The sequence below is a fragment of the Mesorhizobium sp. BH1-1-4 genome (assembly GCF_020165665.1).
In the GTDB taxonomy this organism is placed as follows: Bacteria; Pseudomonadota; Alphaproteobacteria; order Rhizobiales; family Rhizobiaceae; genus Mesorhizobium.
Genome location: NZ_JAIUIN010000010.1, coordinates 21,798 through 37,228, shown reverse-complemented (window position 1 = coordinate 37,228; position 15,431 = coordinate 21,798). Strand labels below are relative to the sequence as shown.

The window sequence follows — 15,431 nt, the reverse complement described above, 5'->3', positions numbered from 1 at the left end:
TTCCCTCACCGCCCCATCATCCCATAGTGCACCGCCAGCAGGTCCAGCCCGAGCTTCAAGAGCTTCGTCACCACGTCGCGGCCTTCGCCATTCTGCTCGGCCACGGTCTTCACCGGTTGTTCCAGGCACACGACCTTTCGCACGATCGCCGCCACGTCCCAATGCCCGAGCGCCCGTGTCGCCGCGGCGTGGGCGCGGCCGGCGTTGAGCACGCTGTCGGCAATGCCGCCGGTGCGGCCGCCGTCGACGCGCTCGGTCCAGCGCATCGGCTTGATGTCGGCCTGCTGGCTGCACCGGAAATGCTCGCGGTAGCGCAGGCCGGCCTCGCGCTGCTGGCGCGACAGCGAGGTGATGCCGACGAGCGGATCGACATTGCGCACCCGCACGATGCCGCCGGTCGAGGTGTGGCCGTCATTCGACACTTCGTAGACGCGCCGCGCCTCGGCCGTGCCCGATGTCAGCCGCTTGCGGCCGAAGGCGTCGTTTCTCAGCGCGAAATCATGCCCGACCTCGCGGCGGATGCGCACCTGCTCGGCCTCGCCCTTCGGCAGTTTCGGCGCCTGCGGCTTGGCGGGTCTGGCTTTTTTGGGCATGGGGTGGCTCCTCTCGGGTTTGGGGTGTGACGTTTTGTTGGAAAGGCTGGCGGAGATGATCATCCCGTCAACTGTTTTGCCGCCGCTTGCCCACTCCGCCGCGCCAGCAGTTCGCGCATCACCCGCCGCTCGCGCACTTCGATGCAGAGCTGCGCGCTCGAAGGGCAGAACTGGGCGTTGCCGCTCCTCACCTCGCCGCGCACGAAGCGCTGGATGGCGGCCTGCAGATCACCCAGTTCGGCATCCCTGACGGCGCCGAGATAGCCGCGCATCTGCATCTCGACGTCAGTCAGCGCGGATTGCGGGAAGCAGGAGAAGAGTGCCGCCAGCGCCTTCGTCGCCTGCTGCAGTTCGGCCGTGGTCATGTGCGCGGAGCTCCTTGATGATGGTGTTGGCGGCGTCGCCATGGGTTCTCGGCCTGATCCAGCCCGGTGGTTTTCTGGGCCGGCCCGGGCCGTGCGAGCGCGAAGCACCCTCACCGCTTTCCCGCATCGAAATCCCCACGCTTTCGCGCGCCCCGCGCGCTGAAAAAGCGGAAGCTTTTTCCATCTGGTTTCTGGTGTCTGGAGAATGCCGCGCCAAAACATCGGCATTTGCCGTGACATGCGCCTTTGTTTTCAAGGCGGTAGCGGCCCCGCCACGCGCGCCGGCGGCCGCCCTCGCCTCGCTCTTGAGCAGCGCCTTGCGCAGCTCCTTGGTCAGCCTCTTGTGGCCGACCTGGCCGCCCTCGCGCTCGAAGAAGGCCAACAGATCGGCGCTGATCGCCCGCCATCGTTTCAAGGGCAGGCGCGCCACGCGCGCCAGCCTGGCCTCGTCGTCGGGCAGGCTCCCGCCGGCATTCCACATTGCCATCAAAAGCAGCATGTAGGCGCCGATCTGCTCGGTCGAGAGCTGCAGCGTGTCGCCGACGAAATCGGAGACGTAAAGCTGCATGAAGGGCCGTTCGCTCATGCCGCGCTCCACGCCGTGCTTGCGCTCGCGCTCATGGAACCAGTCCCCGGCCCGGACGTTGTGACGCGTCCAAACCAAGGAGAGGACCGCCGATGACGGCCTTCATGCCGGTGACCCTGCGCTTTTGCGACAACAAGACCATGCTGGTCGGCTCGGTGGCCGACGCGGCGACGGCGCTTCATCAGCAATGGCCCGACAAGACCGCACCGGGCTATCTCGAGGCCGCACGGCTCGTCCGGCTCGCCGTCGAGGGCACGTGCTGTCCGCGCCCCGCCTTCGAGGCCTTCCGCGAGGCGGCCAGACAGCAGGGCATATTGGTGAGCAGGCCACGCAGCCGCGCGCATGATTGGCTTGACGCCGCGGCCGGCCCCTGAGTCGGGCGCGGCGGCGATGCAACCGCCTGCCGGCCTCGTGCGTTTATGAGCGTCGGCTTGAAAGCCGCGCGCTCTGACGCCAGACCGAAGGTGAACGCCGTGGGTACGATGAAAACCGGAGTGCCGCTCAAAGTGTGCCTGGACGGGCATGTCGAGGAAATCGAGACCGTCAGCGACGCCGCCGATTTCCTGCAGCGTTGGCCGATCGAGCGGCGGGGTCACGTCTACCGCAGCGCCCTCAACGCCTGCAGCGCGGCCATCGCCGCGCAGATCTCGCAATCCGACGCGATAAAGGTCTTCACCGGCTTCGCCCGCGTTACCGGCATCCTGGTTGCCGGAGGCGGCCCTGGGGTGGCGCTGGAGGCAAGGACGGTGCAGAGCCGCCTGCCCAAGCAAGGCCGTCAGATGCCGAAATAGCGGTGCCGCGCGATAGCGGTTCAAGGCAATTCTCCCAATATTTCGCGGAGCGTCCTTCTCCCATGAACGGGGAGCATGCCCGGTAGGGCAATGACGGCAGAACAAGCGTTTCCACAGGTTGGCGTCCGCTGAAGCTCCAAATCCGCCATGTCGGCGCTGCCCCTCATCCGCCTGCCGGCACCTTCTCCCGTATAGAGACGGGGAGAAGGCAAGCTCTCATTTTCAGACCCGGCGTTGAAAGCGCGCCTGATGGTAGGTGCAGTAGCTTTTCATCCCCCTTGTGCGCATGCCGCAGCACAGCATCTCCTGGCCGGGTCGTCCGCCGGGCGCATCATTTTGAGGATCGTCCTCCAGCGTCAGGTCGAGCGGCGCGCGGCAGCGGTTGAACAGACAGTCGATGAAGCGCATGGCCACGCCATGCGGCTGCCGGCCGATGGGAGCGCGCGGCCGGACCGGCACCTTGAAACGATAGGTTTGCCCGTCGGCGACCAGCAGCCCCGCCTCGCGCTGGAAAAGCCGTGGCCGGGCCGGCGAAGGATCCCGCTTGAGCTGTGTGGCCGGTTTGCGCGCCGCCGGTGCCGAGGCGGGAGCCGGTGTCTTGGCCACGGCTTTGCGTTCCGCCGTGGCGGCGTGGCGCGCAGCCACGGCCACCGCTGCCGGCAGGCCCTTGCCATTGGCAAAGCCGATCGCGCCCAGCATGGCGTTGCGGTGGACGATGCCGATAATGGCGTTGCGCGATACCGGCGAGCCACGCTGCTGGCTGAACACGGCCGCGATGCGCGAGGCCGAAAGCCCGTCCTTCAGCCAGGCGGCGATCGCCTGCAATTCACTGTCGCTGTAGCTTGCCATGTCCGTCTCCATTGCGCGGCCAGCGGCTGCCGCGCACGGCGCCTTCAGGCAAGCGTCGGGGTTTGCCCACAGCCGCCATGGGCTGTCGGCCGTGGTCCGGCCTGTCGACCGGTGGGATTGCCTGTGGAGGGGCCTGCTCTCAGCCCGGCCGGCCGACGGGCGCGGCAAGCGCCATGTCCCTATCGCCGGCGGAAATCGCCCTGCCCGTCTTCGGCTGGTACAGGACGACGGTCCGCGTGCCGATCAGGGAACAACCCGTGGCCGGGTCGAATGGGGGGCCGGAGCCGCGGGGAGCGGCGGCTCCGGCCGTTCCGGCCGCCGCGGAAGGGCGGACCGGACGCGAGGCCGATGCGTCAAGGCAATCGGCTTCGCGCTTCGCCCCGGCCGGGGAGGAGGCGGCCGGGTCGGAAGGGAAAGGGCAGACCGGCAAGGCCGGGCTGGAGGCGCTGTCGACTCTGAGGGGGTTGAGCTTTTGCATGGGTTGATATAAGCATAACTCAAAAAATGATGCAAGCCATTCTTTCATGGACGGAAGCAGGACTTGTCGATCACATGAGGCCATGGTGAAAACGCAACTGTCGATCAGGGTCGGAGCCGCGATCCGCCAGGCCCGCAAGCAGCGCGGCCTGGTCATGCGCCATATCGCCGAGCACAACGACACCGATGTCGCCGCCGTCGGCAATTGGGAAACCGGGCGCAACCTGCCCAAGACCGAGAACCTGTTGAAGACGGCCGCCTTCCTGCGCGTCGACCCCGTGGCGCTCGGCCAGGGGCAGGTCGTCTTCCTCGACGACGCCGGGCCGGTGGCGGACGCCGAGATCGTCACCGATGCCGGCCCGCTGCCGGCCGGAGCGATGGATATTCCGGTGCTTGGCGCCGCCGTCGGCGGCGATGACGGCGACTTCACCTTCAACGGCGAGCCAGCGGGATATGTCCAGCGTCCGCCAGGCGTGCGCAACCTGCCGAAAGTGTTCGCGCTGCATGTGCTCTCGGATTCCATGGTGCCGCGCTATGAACCCGGCGACATAATCTATTGCGGCGGCCGCGACGCGGTGCCGGGCGACCATGTGGTGATCGAGACCTTTCCCGAAGAGAACGAGAAGAACGGCAAGGCCTTCATCAAGAAACTGGTCCGGCGCACCGCGGGCGAGCTGGTGGTCGAACAATACAATCCACCCAGGACGCTGACCTTCAACCGCTACGCCATCAAGCAGGTCTGGCGTGTCATCCCGCTGAAGGAACTGCTGGGGTATTAGCGGCCCATGGTGCACCATCCCACCTAGCGGCTGCTCCCACAAAAGCGTATGATTAAGTCACACGCCACTCAGGAAACGACAATGCGCAGCACCCAGCCCCTGACCATTACCTTGCCGCTCGAAATGGCGCGGATGGTGAAGGAGAAGGTTTCATCGGGCGAGTACGCCACCGAAAGCGAAGTTATTCGCGATGGCCTGAGAACTCTCGCGGCGCGCGACGCGGCGGTCGATCGCTGGTTGCGGGAAGAGGTCGCACCGACGATGGACGCGCTCCATAAGGATCCTTCCCTCGTTGCACCTCTCGAGGAGGTGCGCAAACGGCTGCATGGGCGCATTGACGCCCTCGTGGGCAAGCCGTCGCGCCAAGGATGACGTACAGGGTCGTCTTCAGCAAGGCCGCGGAGGACGACCTGACGGATTTGTTGTCCTACCTGGTTCCTCAGGCAGGCGAGCGGATTGCGCGAACCTATGTCGATCGCCTGATCGACTATTGCGCGGAATTTGACGTGTTTCCCGAACGCGGCACACGCCACGACGACATCAGACCGGGCCTACGTACCGTCGGCTATCACCGGCGAGCCACGATCGCATTCAGTGTCAGGGGGACGAGACGTCATTCTCTCCGATGAAGACGACGTCCGCTGACAGCTACCAGCCAGCGCTCCTCAAGCCCGCCTCGCCCCTTCCAGCGGCACGTCCCGGTCGCTCAGCATGCGCGCTTCGTTGCGCACGCGCTGGCGCTCGTCGATGAAGGCGGCCTGGATGGAGATCGCCGTGCCTGGCAGCCCGTCGGCGCGGCAGGCCGAGCACACGATCCTGCCCGACAAGGCGGCCAGCGGCGTGTTGCCGTTCACCCCGAACCGCTTCAGCTGATCGGGCCGCCACCACCTGTTGCGGCCGCAATCGGCGCACTCGACCGCCAGCGAGGCGACCTGCGCGATCACTGCTTCCCTGCCTGGCAACGCCATCATCCCCTGTCCTTTTGTTTCTGATTTGTTCCTATCTTCCCGTGTTTTGAAGCGGGAGTCGAGTCGCGGTTTTCAAACACCTCCAAAAGTCTCTCTTTTATGTCTGTTTGAGTTATGCTTATATAATTCTTGCAGATGTGAGTCGGCGCGGAATTGCACGCGCATGATCCGGGAGCAAGAATGGATGCCGCCGATTTCGCCCGCGCCTGCGGTTATACCGGCGACAGTCCAGTCTTGCTGGAAGCCTTCGATGCGATCCGCCGCAACGGCATCGCGCAGGCCCGTCTCGACCATTTCAGCCGCAAGGCCGTCATCGACGAGCTGAAACAGTCGGAGCCATTGTTCCTGGCCGCGATCGGCCCGGCGCTGTCGGCGCACGAAGCCGTCGAGGAGGCCACCCGCTTCATCGCCGGCTGGCGCAACATGCCGCGCTGGCGCCAGGAACGGCGCCTGCCCGATCTCGCCAGGGCAAGGCGGCAGCTTCTCATGGCCCGCTTCTTCCGCCGCTACGGCCATCGCCTGTGGGCGCTCGAAGCGGCCTGAGTTCGAGCACGTCGAGCACATTGGCGCTCTGGCCGAAATCGGCCTGGTCGAGCGTTTCGCGCGAATATTGCCGCACGATGTCGCCGAGGAACCCCAGGCCGCGTAATAGGCGAAGAACGGCAGCAGTGCGATGGTGATCATGCGCACCAGCCGCGAGCCGCGCCGGTCGGTATCGCCAGCCTGCTTGCCGGCGGCCGCGGCCTTGCCCGCGCCGCGCTGCGCGGCCAGCACGTTGGGCAGGCCCGGCCGCAACACATGGAACATCGCCACCGTCACCACCAGTTGCGCCAGCGCCACCAGGGTGAGCATGGCAAGCCCGGCGAAATGATTGGCGAGTGCCACCTTCGCCGCCAGTTGCATCAGCAGATCGCCGGCCAGCACCCCGGCCAGCACCAGCGCCACGAACTGCGGCCAGAACCGCCGCAGCAGCGAAAAGCTCAAGCTGATCGGCCTGATGATGTCGGCAACCATGAGCACCCCTCATGACGCCACCCGCCCCGGCCTTTCTAGCAAGGCGCCGATGTTTTGCAACCGGGCCGGGAACCTTCCGCGCACCCGCTGCTCGCTACCTTGCCGCCGCGCATGCCGGCGGCCCTCTTTCCGTCGGAATGATGCGCTGATTGATGCCTCGAAAAGCGCTGGAAGGACCCGCCATGAAACGCCTTGTTCTTGTAGCCGCCTGGATGATGGCACTCGCTTTGTCCGCCCATGCCGCCGGCGACACCCTATCGGGGCTTGCCGACGCCACCGTGCTGATCGTGCGCCATGGCGAGAAGCCCGACAGCGGCACCGGCCTGTCGCCGGCGGGCGAGGCCCGTGCGCAGGCCTATGTCGCCTATTTTCAACCCTTCATGCTCGACGGCACGCCGGTCCGGCCCGATATGCTGGTGGCCAGCGCCGATTCCAAAAACAGCGCGCGTGAACGGCTGACGCTGACGCCGCTCGCGCAAGCCCTGAAACTGCCGATCGACCAGCGCTTCGCCGACAAGGACGTCAAGGGCCTGGTCGCCGCGCTGGCCAGCGAAACGCACGGCAAGTCGATCCTGATCGCCTGGCATCACGGCCAGTTGAGCAAGTTGATCAAGGCCTTCGGCGTCTACCCCAACGCGCTGCTGCCGAACGGCAAATGGCCGCGCGATGTCTTCAACTGGGTGGTGGTGCTGCGCTTCGACCATGCCGGACAGTTGGTGCCGGGCTCGACGCGGATCATCGAGGAGAAGTTGCCGGGTTGAAATGATTTCCGGCTGATGCGAGGCCCCCCCAGACCTTGCGACCTACCGCCTCACCCGCGACTTCAGCCACCGGTCGAACGCCACCGCCAGGATCAGGATCAGCCCGATGACGATGCTTTGCGTGTAGGACGAGACGTTGTTGAACTGCAGCCCGTTCTGCAGCACGCCGATCAGCGCAGCCCCCACCACCGTGCCGCCGACCGAGCCGATGCCGCCGAACAGCGACGTACCGCCGATGACGACGGCGGAGATCACCGTCAGCTCGTAGCCGATGCCGGCGACCGCCTCGGAGGAATTCAGCCGCGCCGACAAGACGAAGGCGGCGAGCCCGGCGAAGAAGCCGACGATGACATAGACCGAGACCAGGATGCGGTCGACGCGCAGGCCAGACAGCCGCGCGGCTTCCGCATTGCCGCCGACGGCGTAGACGGCGCGGCCATAGCGCGTGTAGCGCAGCACGATGTGGCACAATATGGCGGCGAAGGCGAAGATCAGCGCCGGCACGGGCACCGGGCCGATCAGGCCGGTGCCGAACCAGCGCATCGAGGCGTCGAAGCCCGAGATCGGGCCGCCATTGGAGATGGTCAGCGTCAGCCCGCGAAATACCGTCAGCCCACCCAGCGTGACGACGAAGGGCGGCACTTTCAGCCTTGTGATGGCGAGCCCCTGAACGCCGCCGGCGAGCGCACCGACCACGACGGCCGCCAGCAGTGCGGCGAACCAGCCAAAACCCTGCGTGCCCGACGTCGACAGCGACAGCGTGTTGGCGGTGCCGCCCTTGGCCACGACCGCCGCCACCATGCCGCAGAAGGCGAGCAGCGAGCCGACCGAAAGATCGATGCCGGCGGTGAGGATGACGAAGGTCATGCCGAGCGCGATCAGCCCGGTGATCGAGATCTGGCGCGTGATGTTGAAGAGGTTGATCGGGTCGATGAAGCTCGGCTTCAGCACGGTGAAGACGACGACCAGCGCCGCCAGGAACAGCAGCGGCCCGAAACTCATCAAAAGCTTTGCGAGCGTCGCGCCGCCGCGCTGGTTCTGGTCCTCGGCGATGCTCATCGTGCCTGCCCCTCCGCATCCTGTGGCGGCGTTTCCCGCCTGTCGAGCGCCATCAGTTCCATCAGTTTTTCCTCATTTGCCTCGACGCCCGGCATCTCACCGGTGATGCGGCCCCGGCGCATGGTGACGATGCGGTCCGACACCGCCAGCACCTCGGGCAGTTCGGACGAGATCATCATCACCGCTATGCCGCGCGCCGCCAGCTGCACCAGGATCTGGTGGACCTCCGCCTTGGCGCCGACATCGACGCCGCGCGTCGGCTCGTCGACGATCAGCACTTTTGGATCGCGCGCCAGCCAGCGCGCCAGGATCACCTTCTGCTGGTTGCCGCCCGACAGGCCCTCGATCGCCTGCTCGGCCGACGCCATGCGGATCGACAACATCTTCCTGAAACCCGACAGCGCGTCGCGCTCGCGCCGCTCGGCCATGAACCCAAAACCGGTGCTGAAGCGGCCGAGCGAGGCGACGGAGAAATTCGGCAGGATGCCGAGCGCGGCGAAGATCGCCTGGTGCTTGCGGTCCTCCGGCACCAGGCCGATGCCGAGCTTGATGGCGTCGGCCGGCGAAGCAGGCGCGATCGGCTTGCCGTCGAGCGTGATCGTTCCCGCCGCGATCCGGTCGGCACCGAAAATGGCACGCGCAAGCTCCGTGCGGCCCGAGCCGACAAGACCGGCAACGCCGAGGATTTCGCCCGCCTTGAGGTCGATGTCGACGCCGTCGAGCACGATGGCATGCGGCGCCTCGGGGTCGCGCACGGTGCGCAGGCCACGCACCGAAAGCACGACATCGCCGGCCACCGCGCGCTGCGCGGGCCTGGCGTAAAGTTCGGAGGCGGCGCGGCCGACCATCTTTTCGATGATGGCGGGCAGCTTGATCGGCCCGCCCTGACGGTCGAGATGCCCCGCCAGCCGGCCGTCGCGCAGCACCGTCATGCGGTCGCAAATGGCGGATGCCTCCTCCAGCCGGTGGGTGACGAACATGATCGCGACATCGTCCTTGCGCAGTCGGTCCATGATCGACAGCAACCGCTGCACCTCGGTCTCGGTCAGCGCCGAAGTCGGCTCGTCCATGATGATCAGCCGGCTTTTGAGCGACAGCGCACGCGCGATCTCGACCAGCTGCTGTTCGGCCACCGACAGCGCCGAGACCGGCGTCAACGGGTCGATTGTGAGGCCGACGCGGGCGATGATGGCGCGGGACTCCTGCTCCATCCTGCGCCAGCTCACCAGGCCGAGCGGCCCGGTCGGCGCGCGCCCGATGAAGATGTTCTCCGCCACCGTCAGCGTCGGGATCAGGCTGAGTTCCTGGTAGATGGTGACGATGCCGAGCCGCTTGGCGTCCTGCGGGCTGGACGGGGTGTATTCGGCGCCGTCGAAAATGATGCGGCCGCTGGAGGGTGGCATGACGCCCGACAGGATTTTGAGCAATGTTGACTTACCGGCGCCGTTCTCGCCGAGCAGGCCGAGGATTTCGCCGGGATGGATGTCGAGCGAGACGTCGCTGAGTGCCGTGACGCCGGAAAAATGCTTGGTGACGCCTTCGACGGCGAGCAGGACGGGTGCGGCTTCAGCTGGCAAGGGTTGTTTCCTTAGTGGAGTTCATCCGGGCTCCGTCAGCGCTTGAACGCCCCCCTCTGTCCTGCCGGACATCTCCCCCTCAAGGGGGGAGATTGGCAGCATCGCTGTCGTCGCCTTCTCCTGCGGCATTAAAATTGGCGAAAGCCAAACATACGGCCGATCTCCCCCTTGAGGGGGAGATGCCCGGCAGGGCAGAGGGGGGCGATGCCCCGCCTGCCTTGCCAATCAGCCCTATTTCGTCTCGTTCAACCTCTCGGCCTTGTCCAAATTATCCTTGCCGATGACGATGGGCGTCAACAGCACCAGCTTCTCCTTCGGCTCGGTCTTGTCCTTGGCATAGGCGACCGCGATCTGCACGGCGGTGCGGGACTGTTTGCCGGGGAACTGTTCGACCGTGCCGGCGAGCTTGCCGTCGCGCACGGCGACCAGCGCTTCCGGCAGCGCGTCGAAGCCGTAGATCTTGACGTCGGTGAAGTTGCGCGCGGCGCAGGCTTCGAGCGCGCCCAGCGCCATGTCGTCATTGGCGCAGATGATGGCGTCCGGCTTGCCGTTGGCGGCTAGGCCGGCTTCCGTCACCGACAACGCCTCGGCGCGGGCGAAGTTGGCGGTCTGCTCATAAATGATCTGGTATTTGTCCTTCACCGGATCGAGCACATTGTGCACGCCCTTGTTGCGGTCGATCGCGGGACCCGCGCCAGGCTGGCCCTGCAGGTGGAACAGCTTGGCGCCATTGGGGAATGCCGCCACCACGGCCTGCGCCTCGGCCTCGCCGCCCTTGACGTTGTCGGCGCCGACATGGGCGAGGATGCCTTCCACGCCGTCGACGCGGCGGTCGATCGTCACCACGGGAACGCCGGCCTTGACCGCTTCCTCGATCGCCGGCGCCAGCGCGTTGACGTCGAGCGGCGAGATCACGATGGCGTTGACCTTCTGCACCAGGGCCGCCTCGATGTCGGCGGTCTGCTTGGTGGCCGAGTTCTGGCCGTCGCTCTCGGTCAAATTGACGCCTTGCGCCTGCGCTTCGGCCTTGATCTCGTTCAGCATGTGCACGAAGAACGGAAAGCCCAGACTGGGCACAGAGCCGAGAATGGTGAGCTTGTCCTCGGCGAAAGCCGAGCGTGCGGCCAGCATCATGGCGCCCGCGGCCACGGACGTCATCAGGAATTCACGTCTGTTCATTGGGTTCCTCCTCCACGAAAGCGCACGGCCCCCAAAAACCGGGACCGGTTTCAAGGAAGGATCGCGCGCCGGTTAAAGTGTTGGAGCATCCTCCTTGCGCCAAGAACGCATGCCGCTCCAGCTGACCGCCGCCTAAATTCCTCCGATCGGCGTCAACAAGAGGATGCTAACCCAGGGTCAACCATTTGTGCAACATCGATATAACAGAGCCGGTCAGCTAATTGCCGGAATTGTCGGAACTTTGGATCGCGGGCATGCTGCTTCCATTCTGCAGCTGCGGCACTAGTTTGGACTGGCCCTCAGCCTATCCCGGAGAAGCCCCATGAAGCCGCACATCATCTGCCATATGCTTGCCTCGCTCGACGGCAGCCTTCATCCGAGCCGCTACACCGAAAGCCCCGACGGCAGCCGGGCCGAGTGGTCGGGCCTCTATGAACAGATCCACAACGACCTCGAAGGCGACGCCTGGATCGTCGGCCGCGTCACCATGGCCGAGATGAGCAAGGCCGGTGCGCACCCGACGGCGCATGTGGGCAAGGTCGAGCGGCCGCATCATTTCGCGCGGCGCGACGCGGGCAGCTATGCCGTGGCGCTCGATGCCTCCGGCAAGCTGCACTTTGCCAAGCCCGACATCGGCGGCGATCATGTCGTGGTGCTGCTCGGGCGTGATGTCGAGGACAGCCATCTGGCCGAACTTACCGCCGACGGCGTGTCCTACATCGTGTCGGAAACGGCCGACATCGATCTCGCCGCGATGCTCGACGTGCTCGGACGCGAGCTCGGCATCCGCCGGCTGCTGCTCGAAGGCGGCGCCGGCATCAACGGCACCTTCCTGGCGGCGGGGCTGGTCGATGAACTCAGCCTTCTCGTTGCCCCCGCGCTCGATGCGCGGGCGGCGAACCAGGGCTTTGTCGAGTTCGGCGAGGCCGGGCTTGCAGGCAAGGTGCGGCTGTCGCTTACCGACTGCAAAACCCTGGCGCATGGGGTGATCCACTTACGCTACGCCGTGAGCCCCGCATGATCTTGAGGAGGAACCGGTTTTCCTCCATTTGTTGCTTGCGTTGACGGACTGCACGCCTCCATTATTTCGTCATCCTAGGGCGAAGCAGGAGCGAAGCTCCGTCGCGTAGACCCTGGGATCCATTCCGTAACCTGGGCTGAAGAGCGCGGCGGAGCAGAATTCTGCACCGTGGCAACGCTCATGGGTCGCGGCATGGATCCTCGGGTCTGCGCCGCGTCGCTACGCTCCTTGCTCCGCCCGTGGATGACGAAGTTTAGAAGCCGCGGCCAATTCAGAACGTTGCCACGCGCCTCAGTATTGCATCGCATTCAGGTCGGCGATCATCGTCGGGCCGGTCGGGCGCCAGCCGAGCCGTGCCTGGGTCAGCGCGCTGGAGGCGGGCAGGTCCATCGGGGCAAACAGCGCCATCCAGCCGAAATGCTCCGCCGCCTGTTCCGGCGCGATCGAAACCACCGGCAGGTTCAGGCCTCGGCCAAGCGCCTCGGCGATGGCGCGCACCTCGACGCCTTCCTCGCCGACAGCGTGATAGCGCGCGCCGGGCTGCCGCTTTTCCACCGCAAGCCGGTAGAGCCGTGCCGCGTCGAGCACATGGCCGGCCGAATAGCGGTTGCGGCCTTCGCCGACATAGGCCGAGACGCCCTTTTGCCGCGCGATCTCGACGAGCGGCGAGATGAGGCCTTGCTTCCTCGTGTCGTGGACCTGCGGCAGGCGCATCACCGACAAGTTGATGCCCGCCTCCAGCAACGCATTGCCGGCGAGTTCCGAGGCGATGCGGGGGTTCTGGTGGCCAGGATTGAAGACATCCTCGACCGCCAGTTCGCCATGTCCGGGGCTGCCCATGCCGACGCCCGAGGTGATCACCAATGGCCGGTCTGAGCCGGCGAGTGCCTCGCCGAGCGCGGCGATGACGCGGCTGTCCTTTTCGCAGTTCTCGGCGAACCGCGAAAAATCATGATCGAAGGCGGTGTGGATCACGGCTTCCGCCTTGGCCGCGCCGTCGCGCAGGCCTTTCGGATCCTCGAGGGTCCCGCGATACACCTCGGCGCCCGCGGCCGCCAGCGCCTCGGCCCCGGCATCGGAGCGGGTGACGCCGACCACCTGATGGCCGGCCTGAAGAAGTTCGGCAACGATGGCCGAACCGATGAAACCGGTCGCGCCGGTGAGAAAGATACGCATACAAATCTCCTGCGGTTGCCTGCGCAATATCGCTGGTCTATTATTCCATTAAAGTAGTGACCTTATCATGGTATAATCTTTAACAGGATGGCCAGCAGGATGCCCAACAGCTCTCCCGGTTCGCTCGCCGCATTCCTGAAAGACCGGCGCACCCGGCTCGACCCCTCGTCCTTCGGCTTTTCCGGGCGCAGGCGCACGCCGGGGCTGCGCCGCGAAGAGGTCGCCCAGCGCGCCAACATCAGCCCGACCTGGTACACATGGCTTGAACAGGGACGCGGCGGCGCGCCTTCGGCCGATGTGTTGAACCGCATCGCCAAGGGGCTGCTTTTGACCGAGGCCGAGCGCGAACATCTCTTCATGCTCGGGCTCGGGCGTCCGCCCGAGGTTCGCTACGTCGGCGCCGACGGCGTCAGCCCGAGGCTGCAGCGCCTCATCGATACGCTCGAGGCAAGCCCCGCCTTGATCAAGACGGCGACTTGGGATGTCGTTGCCTGGAACAGCGCCGCGCAAGTGGTGATGACCGACTACAGCACCTTGCCCCACGGCCAGCGCAACATACTGCGCTTCATGTTCCTGAGCCCGACCATCCGCGCCAAGCAGCACGACTGGGAAAACCTCGCCCGCTTCGTGGTCGGCGCGTTCCGGGCCGACGCGGCGCGCGCCGGCGCGGTGTCCGAGGTCGCCCAGCTCGTCGACGAATTGTGCGGCGCCAGCGCGGAATTCGCCGCGCTCTGGCGGGAAAACGACGTGCTCGCCCATGGCGACGGGACCAAGCGCCTGAAGCATCCCGTGCTTGGCGACATCGAGCTCGAATATTCGGCCTTCGCGGTCGATGGCCGGCCGGATTTGAGCCTGACCGTTTACAATCCGGTGGACAGTGCGGTCGCTGATCGCATCCGCGACCTCGCCCGCCGCCGCAAAGAGCAAGATGCCTCCGAGCCCGTCGCTGTGTAGCCCTTAAGGGCGCTCGCACACCGCCTTCAGGATTTGCAAGGTCGGCCCCCAGTAGAGATTGGCATGCGGGCGGATCGACGGCTCGGCGAAGCCGCTCAGCGTCAGGGTCAGCAGGGTTCCGCCATGCGCCGGCGCAAGAGCGAAGCCGACCACCGTGTGGTTCTTGGGCATATCAGCCAGCCGCGAGGCCGAGAGCGTGCTCCAATAGCTGTAGGCGAAGCTCTTCGCCGGCTCGTACGCCCGGACGGTGCCGTGGTTTTCGAACGGCATGCCATGCAGCACGCCGCGGATCACGATCGCGCCGCCGGCATGCGCCTCGAGGCTGACATCCAGTTCTTCGTCGGACATCCATTGCGCGATCAGTGCCGGCATCGTCAGCACCCGCCAGACCTTGGCCGGGTCGGTATCGATGGCGATAGCCTTGACGATCGGCGCGGCAGGATCGGTCACGGCGCCGCGCTTCAGGCAGAAGGTTCGGGCGCCAGCACCAGGGCGATCCCGTGCGCCGCCTGCGCGGCATGGCGGCGCACGGTGGCGAGGTCGACCACGCTGTAGCTGGTCGCCACATAGGGCACGGTGAGAGCCGCGACCGAATGGCCGAGCGGCCCGATGACCGGAAAGGCCAGGTCGATGACGCCAGGCTGCAGCCCGTCCGCCACCTCCTCATGGCCGGCGTCGCGGATGCGGACGAGCGCGTCGCGCACTTCGCTATTTTTTTCGTCAGCGATACCAGCGGCTTGCAGCCATTGATTGATTCTATCCTGCGGCTGGAACGCCATCAGCGTACGGCCGGTCGCGGTGCCGAACAGCGGAAACTCGGCGCCGACGCGAACCCGGAAGCCGAACGCGGCCGGGCTTTCCACCTGCGCCAGGATCAGCACCCTGCCGGCATTGTGGACACCGAGATTGCAGGATTGCTGGATGGCGTCCGACAGCCGCCGCATCGACGGCAGCGCCGCCTGGACGAGACCGCGCAGCGGCTCGTGCCGGTGCGCCAGCTCGAACAGGCGCGGCGACAGGAAATAGAGCCCGGCCGGCCGGTCGCGGAAGATGTAGCCGCGCCGTTCCAGCGCCTGCAGCACGCGGTAGATCTGGTGGATCGAGCGTCCGACCGCCTCGGAAATCTGGCCCTGGTTCAGCCCGTCCTTCTGCTCGGCCAGCAGTTCGATGATATCGAACGCCTTTTCCAGGGCCGGAACCGAATAGTCCGGCGCTTCCGCGGTCTTGCCAGCCATGCCCACAATCCTTCAGGCGTCAGACGGAGAGAATCATGGGGCTACCA

21 protein-coding genes are annotated in these 15,431 nt (G+C 66.0%); 9 read left to right on the top strand and 12 right to left on the bottom strand.

Annotation, left to right across the window (positions count from 1 at the left end; translation table 11 throughout):
• Positions 1-5: 5 nt before the first annotated feature.
• The 3 genes from LB569_RS18410 to LB569_RS18400 are packed head-to-tail and all read right to left on the bottom strand — an operon-like array spanning position 6 to position 1,544.
• On the bottom strand, positions 6-593 hold the full coding sequence (locus tag LB569_RS18410) for a DUF6456 domain-containing protein (RefSeq protein ID WP_224693552.1): 588 nt from the start codon (positions 591-593) through the stop codon (positions 6-8).
• 59 nt (positions 594-652) lie between these two features.
• Positions 653-958: a hypothetical protein gene (locus tag LB569_RS18405; protein WP_140708897.1), complete on the bottom strand. Its 306-nt coding sequence runs from the start codon at positions 956-958 to the stop codon at positions 653-655.
• Complete coding sequence (locus tag LB569_RS18400) at positions 879-1,544, bottom strand: YdaU family protein (RefSeq protein WP_224693551.1); 666 nt, start codon at positions 1,542-1,544, stop codon at positions 879-881. Before LB569_RS18400 ends, LB569_RS18405 begins: the two co-directional genes overlap by 80 nt.
• 92 nt (positions 1,545-1,636) lie before the next feature.
• On the opposite strand from LB569_RS18400, the gene LB569_RS18395 reads away from it, so the two are divergent.
• Together LB569_RS18395 and LB569_RS18390 are read left to right on the top strand one after the other, a co-directional pair.
• Positions 1,637-1,918 carry a DUF982 domain-containing protein gene (locus LB569_RS18395; RefSeq protein ID WP_224693550.1) on the top strand — a complete coding sequence of 94 codons (282 nt, stop codon included), beginning with the start codon at positions 1,637-1,639 and terminating at the stop codon, positions 1,916-1,918.
• A gap of 108 nt (positions 1,919-2,026) precedes the next feature.
• On the top strand, positions 2,027-2,335 hold the full coding sequence (locus LB569_RS18390) for a DUF982 domain-containing protein (RefSeq protein WP_411910205.1): 309 nt from the start codon (positions 2,027-2,029) through the stop codon (positions 2,333-2,335).
• A 222-nt stretch (positions 2,336-2,557) separates the two neighbouring features.
• Here the strand turns inward: LB569_RS18390 and LB569_RS18385 are convergent, their stop codons facing one another.
• Positions 2,558-3,184 carry a GcrA family cell cycle regulator gene (locus LB569_RS18385; RefSeq protein ID WP_224693548.1) on the bottom strand — a complete coding sequence of 209 codons (627 nt, stop codon included), beginning with the start codon at positions 3,182-3,184 and terminating at the stop codon, positions 2,558-2,560.
• A 173-nt stretch (positions 3,185-3,357) separates the two neighbouring features.
• Between LB569_RS18385 and LB569_RS18380 the strand changes: the two genes are divergently transcribed.
• The 4 genes from LB569_RS18380 to LB569_RS18365 all read left to right on the top strand — a co-directional run bounded on the left by LB569_RS18380 (position 3,358) and on the right by LB569_RS18365 (position 5,069).
• The gene (locus tag LB569_RS18380) at positions 3,358-3,669 is read left to right on the top strand and encodes a hypothetical protein (protein WP_224693547.1); all 312 of its coding nucleotides are present in this window, start codon (positions 3,358-3,360) and stop codon (positions 3,667-3,669) included.
• Between the two features lie 75 nt (positions 3,670-3,744).
• A complete protein-coding gene (locus LB569_RS18375; protein ID WP_224693546.1) occupies positions 3,745-4,440 on the top strand; it encodes an XRE family transcriptional regulator in 696 nt (231 codons plus the stop codon).
• Between the two features lie 81 nt (positions 4,441-4,521).
• Positions 4,522-4,812, top strand: coding sequence for a type II toxin-antitoxin system ParD family antitoxin (locus tag LB569_RS18370; RefSeq protein ID WP_224541455.1), 291 nt, complete (start codon positions 4,522-4,524; stop codon positions 4,810-4,812).
• Positions 4,809-5,069 (top strand): type II toxin-antitoxin system RelE/ParE family toxin, encoded by a 261-nt coding sequence (locus LB569_RS18365; protein ID WP_224693544.1) that lies wholly within the window; start codon positions 4,809-4,811, stop codon positions 5,067-5,069. Before LB569_RS18370 ends, LB569_RS18365 begins: the two co-directional genes overlap by 4 nt.
• Before the next feature lie 36 nt (positions 5,070-5,105).
• Here the strand turns inward: LB569_RS18365 and LB569_RS18360 are convergent, their stop codons facing one another.
• Positions 5,106-5,408 carry a hypothetical protein gene (locus LB569_RS18360; RefSeq protein WP_140709106.1) on the bottom strand — a complete coding sequence of 101 codons (303 nt, stop codon included), beginning with the start codon at positions 5,406-5,408 and terminating at the stop codon, positions 5,106-5,108.
• Positions 5,409-5,480: 72 nt separating this feature from the next.
• Positions 5,481-6,353, bottom strand: coding sequence for a hypothetical protein (locus tag LB569_RS18355; RefSeq protein WP_224693543.1), 873 nt, complete (start codon positions 6,351-6,353; stop codon positions 5,481-5,483).
• 251 nt (positions 6,354-6,604) lie between these two features.
• Between LB569_RS18355 and LB569_RS18350 the strand changes: the two genes are divergently transcribed.
• A complete protein-coding gene (locus LB569_RS18350; RefSeq protein WP_224693541.1) occupies positions 6,605-7,183 on the top strand; it encodes a flagellar basal body-associated protein FliL in 579 nt (192 codons plus the stop codon).
• Between the two features lie 42 nt (positions 7,184-7,225).
• Here the strand turns inward: LB569_RS18350 and LB569_RS18345 are convergent, their stop codons facing one another.
• The 3 genes from LB569_RS18345 to LB569_RS18335 all read right to left on the bottom strand — a co-directional run bounded on the left by LB569_RS18345 (position 7,226) and on the right by LB569_RS18335 (position 10,998).
• Positions 7,226-8,242: an ABC transporter permease gene (locus LB569_RS18345; protein ID WP_224541467.1), complete on the bottom strand. Its 1,017-nt coding sequence runs from the start codon at positions 8,240-8,242 to the stop codon at positions 7,226-7,228.
• A complete protein-coding gene (locus tag LB569_RS18340) occupies positions 8,239-9,819 on the bottom strand; it encodes a sugar ABC transporter ATP-binding protein (protein WP_224693539.1) in 1,581 nt (526 codons plus the stop codon). The genes LB569_RS18345 and LB569_RS18340 overlap by 4 nt, the downstream gene beginning before the upstream one ends.
• 231 nt (positions 9,820-10,050) lie before the next feature.
• On the bottom strand, positions 10,051-10,998 hold the full coding sequence (locus LB569_RS18335; RefSeq protein WP_224693537.1) for a substrate-binding domain-containing protein: 948 nt from the start codon (positions 10,996-10,998) through the stop codon (positions 10,051-10,053).
• 322 nt (positions 10,999-11,320) lie between these two features.
• Between LB569_RS18335 and LB569_RS18330 the strand changes: the two genes are divergently transcribed.
• Positions 11,321-12,019 carry a RibD family protein gene (locus LB569_RS18330; protein WP_224693535.1) on the top strand — a complete coding sequence of 233 codons (699 nt, stop codon included), beginning with the start codon at positions 11,321-11,323 and terminating at the stop codon, positions 12,017-12,019.
• A gap of 291 nt (positions 12,020-12,310) precedes the next feature.
• On the opposite strand, the gene LB569_RS18325 is transcribed toward LB569_RS18330, so the two are convergent.
• Complete coding sequence (locus LB569_RS18325; protein WP_224693533.1) at positions 12,311-13,195, bottom strand: SDR family oxidoreductase; 885 nt, start codon at positions 13,193-13,195, stop codon at positions 12,311-12,313.
• Between the two features lie 99 nt (positions 13,196-13,294).
• Here LB569_RS18325 and LB569_RS18320 point away from each other — a divergent pair, with 99 nt between their 5' ends.
• Complete coding sequence (locus LB569_RS18320) at positions 13,295-14,149, top strand: helix-turn-helix transcriptional regulator (protein WP_224541475.1); 855 nt, start codon at positions 13,295-13,297, stop codon at positions 14,147-14,149.
• A gap of 3 nt (positions 14,150-14,152) precedes the next feature.
• Here LB569_RS18320 and LB569_RS18315 read toward each other — a convergent pair whose 3' ends face one another.
• Both LB569_RS18315 and LB569_RS18310 read right to left on the bottom strand, forming a co-directional pair.
• Positions 14,153-14,599: an SRPBCC family protein gene (locus LB569_RS18315; protein ID WP_224541477.1), complete on the bottom strand. Its 447-nt coding sequence runs from the start codon at positions 14,597-14,599 to the stop codon at positions 14,153-14,155.
• Between the two features lie 11 nt (positions 14,600-14,610).
• Positions 14,611-15,384 (bottom strand): IclR family transcriptional regulator, encoded by a 774-nt coding sequence (locus LB569_RS18310; RefSeq protein WP_224693531.1) that lies wholly within the window; start codon positions 15,382-15,384, stop codon positions 14,611-14,613.
• Positions 15,385-15,431: the final 47 nt, after the last annotated feature.

Excerpts from the sequence above, each read along its gene's own strand:
- LB569_RS18410 (WP_224693552.1), bottom strand. The coding sequence starts at position 593 with ATGCCCAAAAAAGCCAGACCCGCCAAGCCGCAGGCGCCGAAACTGCCG.
- LB569_RS18405 (WP_140708897.1), bottom strand. The coding sequence starts at position 958 with ATGACCACGGCCGAACTGCAGCAGGCGACGAAGGCGCTGGCGGCACTC.
- LB569_RS18400 (WP_224693551.1), bottom strand. The coding sequence starts at position 1,544 with ATGAGCGAACGGCCCTTCATGCAGCTTTACGTCTCCGATTTCGTCGGC.
- LB569_RS18395 (WP_224693550.1), top strand. The coding sequence starts at position 1,637 with ATGACGGCCTTCATGCCGGTGACCCTGCGCTTTTGCGACAACAAGACC.
- LB569_RS18390 (WP_411910205.1), top strand. The coding sequence starts at position 2,027 with ATGAAAACCGGAGTGCCGCTCAAAGTGTGCCTGGACGGGCATGTCGAG.
- LB569_RS18385 (WP_224693548.1), bottom strand. The coding sequence starts at position 3,184 with ATGGCAAGCTACAGCGACAGTGAATTGCAGGCGATCGCCGCCTGGCTG.
- LB569_RS18380 (WP_224693547.1), top strand. The coding sequence starts at position 3,358 with ATGTCCCTATCGCCGGCGGAAATCGCCCTGCCCGTCTTCGGCTGGTAC.
- LB569_RS18375 (WP_224693546.1), top strand. The coding sequence starts at position 3,745 with ATGGTGAAAACGCAACTGTCGATCAGGGTCGGAGCCGCGATCCGCCAG.
- LB569_RS18370 (WP_224541455.1), top strand. The coding sequence starts at position 4,522 with ATGCGCAGCACCCAGCCCCTGACCATTACCTTGCCGCTCGAAATGGCG.
- LB569_RS18365 (WP_224693544.1), top strand. The coding sequence starts at position 4,809 with ATGACGTACAGGGTCGTCTTCAGCAAGGCCGCGGAGGACGACCTGACG.
- LB569_RS18360 (WP_140709106.1), bottom strand. The coding sequence starts at position 5,408 with ATGGCGTTGCCAGGCAGGGAAGCAGTGATCGCGCAGGTCGCCTCGCTG.
- LB569_RS18350 (WP_224693541.1), top strand. The coding sequence starts at position 6,605 with ATGAAACGCCTTGTTCTTGTAGCCGCCTGGATGATGGCACTCGCTTTG.
- LB569_RS18345 (WP_224541467.1), bottom strand. The coding sequence starts at position 8,242 with ATGAGCATCGCCGAGGACCAGAACCAGCGCGGCGGCGCGACGCTCGCA.
- LB569_RS18335 (WP_224693537.1), bottom strand. The coding sequence starts at position 10,998 with ATGAACAGACGTGAATTCCTGATGACGTCCGTGGCCGCGGGCGCCATG.
- LB569_RS18330 (WP_224693535.1), top strand. The coding sequence starts at position 11,321 with ATGAAGCCGCACATCATCTGCCATATGCTTGCCTCGCTCGACGGCAGC.
- LB569_RS18325 (WP_224693533.1), bottom strand. The coding sequence starts at position 13,195 with ATGCGTATCTTTCTCACCGGCGCGACCGGTTTCATCGGTTCGGCCATC.
- LB569_RS18320 (WP_224541475.1), top strand. The coding sequence starts at position 13,295 with ATGCCCAACAGCTCTCCCGGTTCGCTCGCCGCATTCCTGAAAGACCGG.
- LB569_RS18310 (WP_224693531.1), bottom strand. The coding sequence starts at position 15,384 with ATGGCTGGCAAGACCGCGGAAGCGCCGGACTATTCGGTTCCGGCCCTG.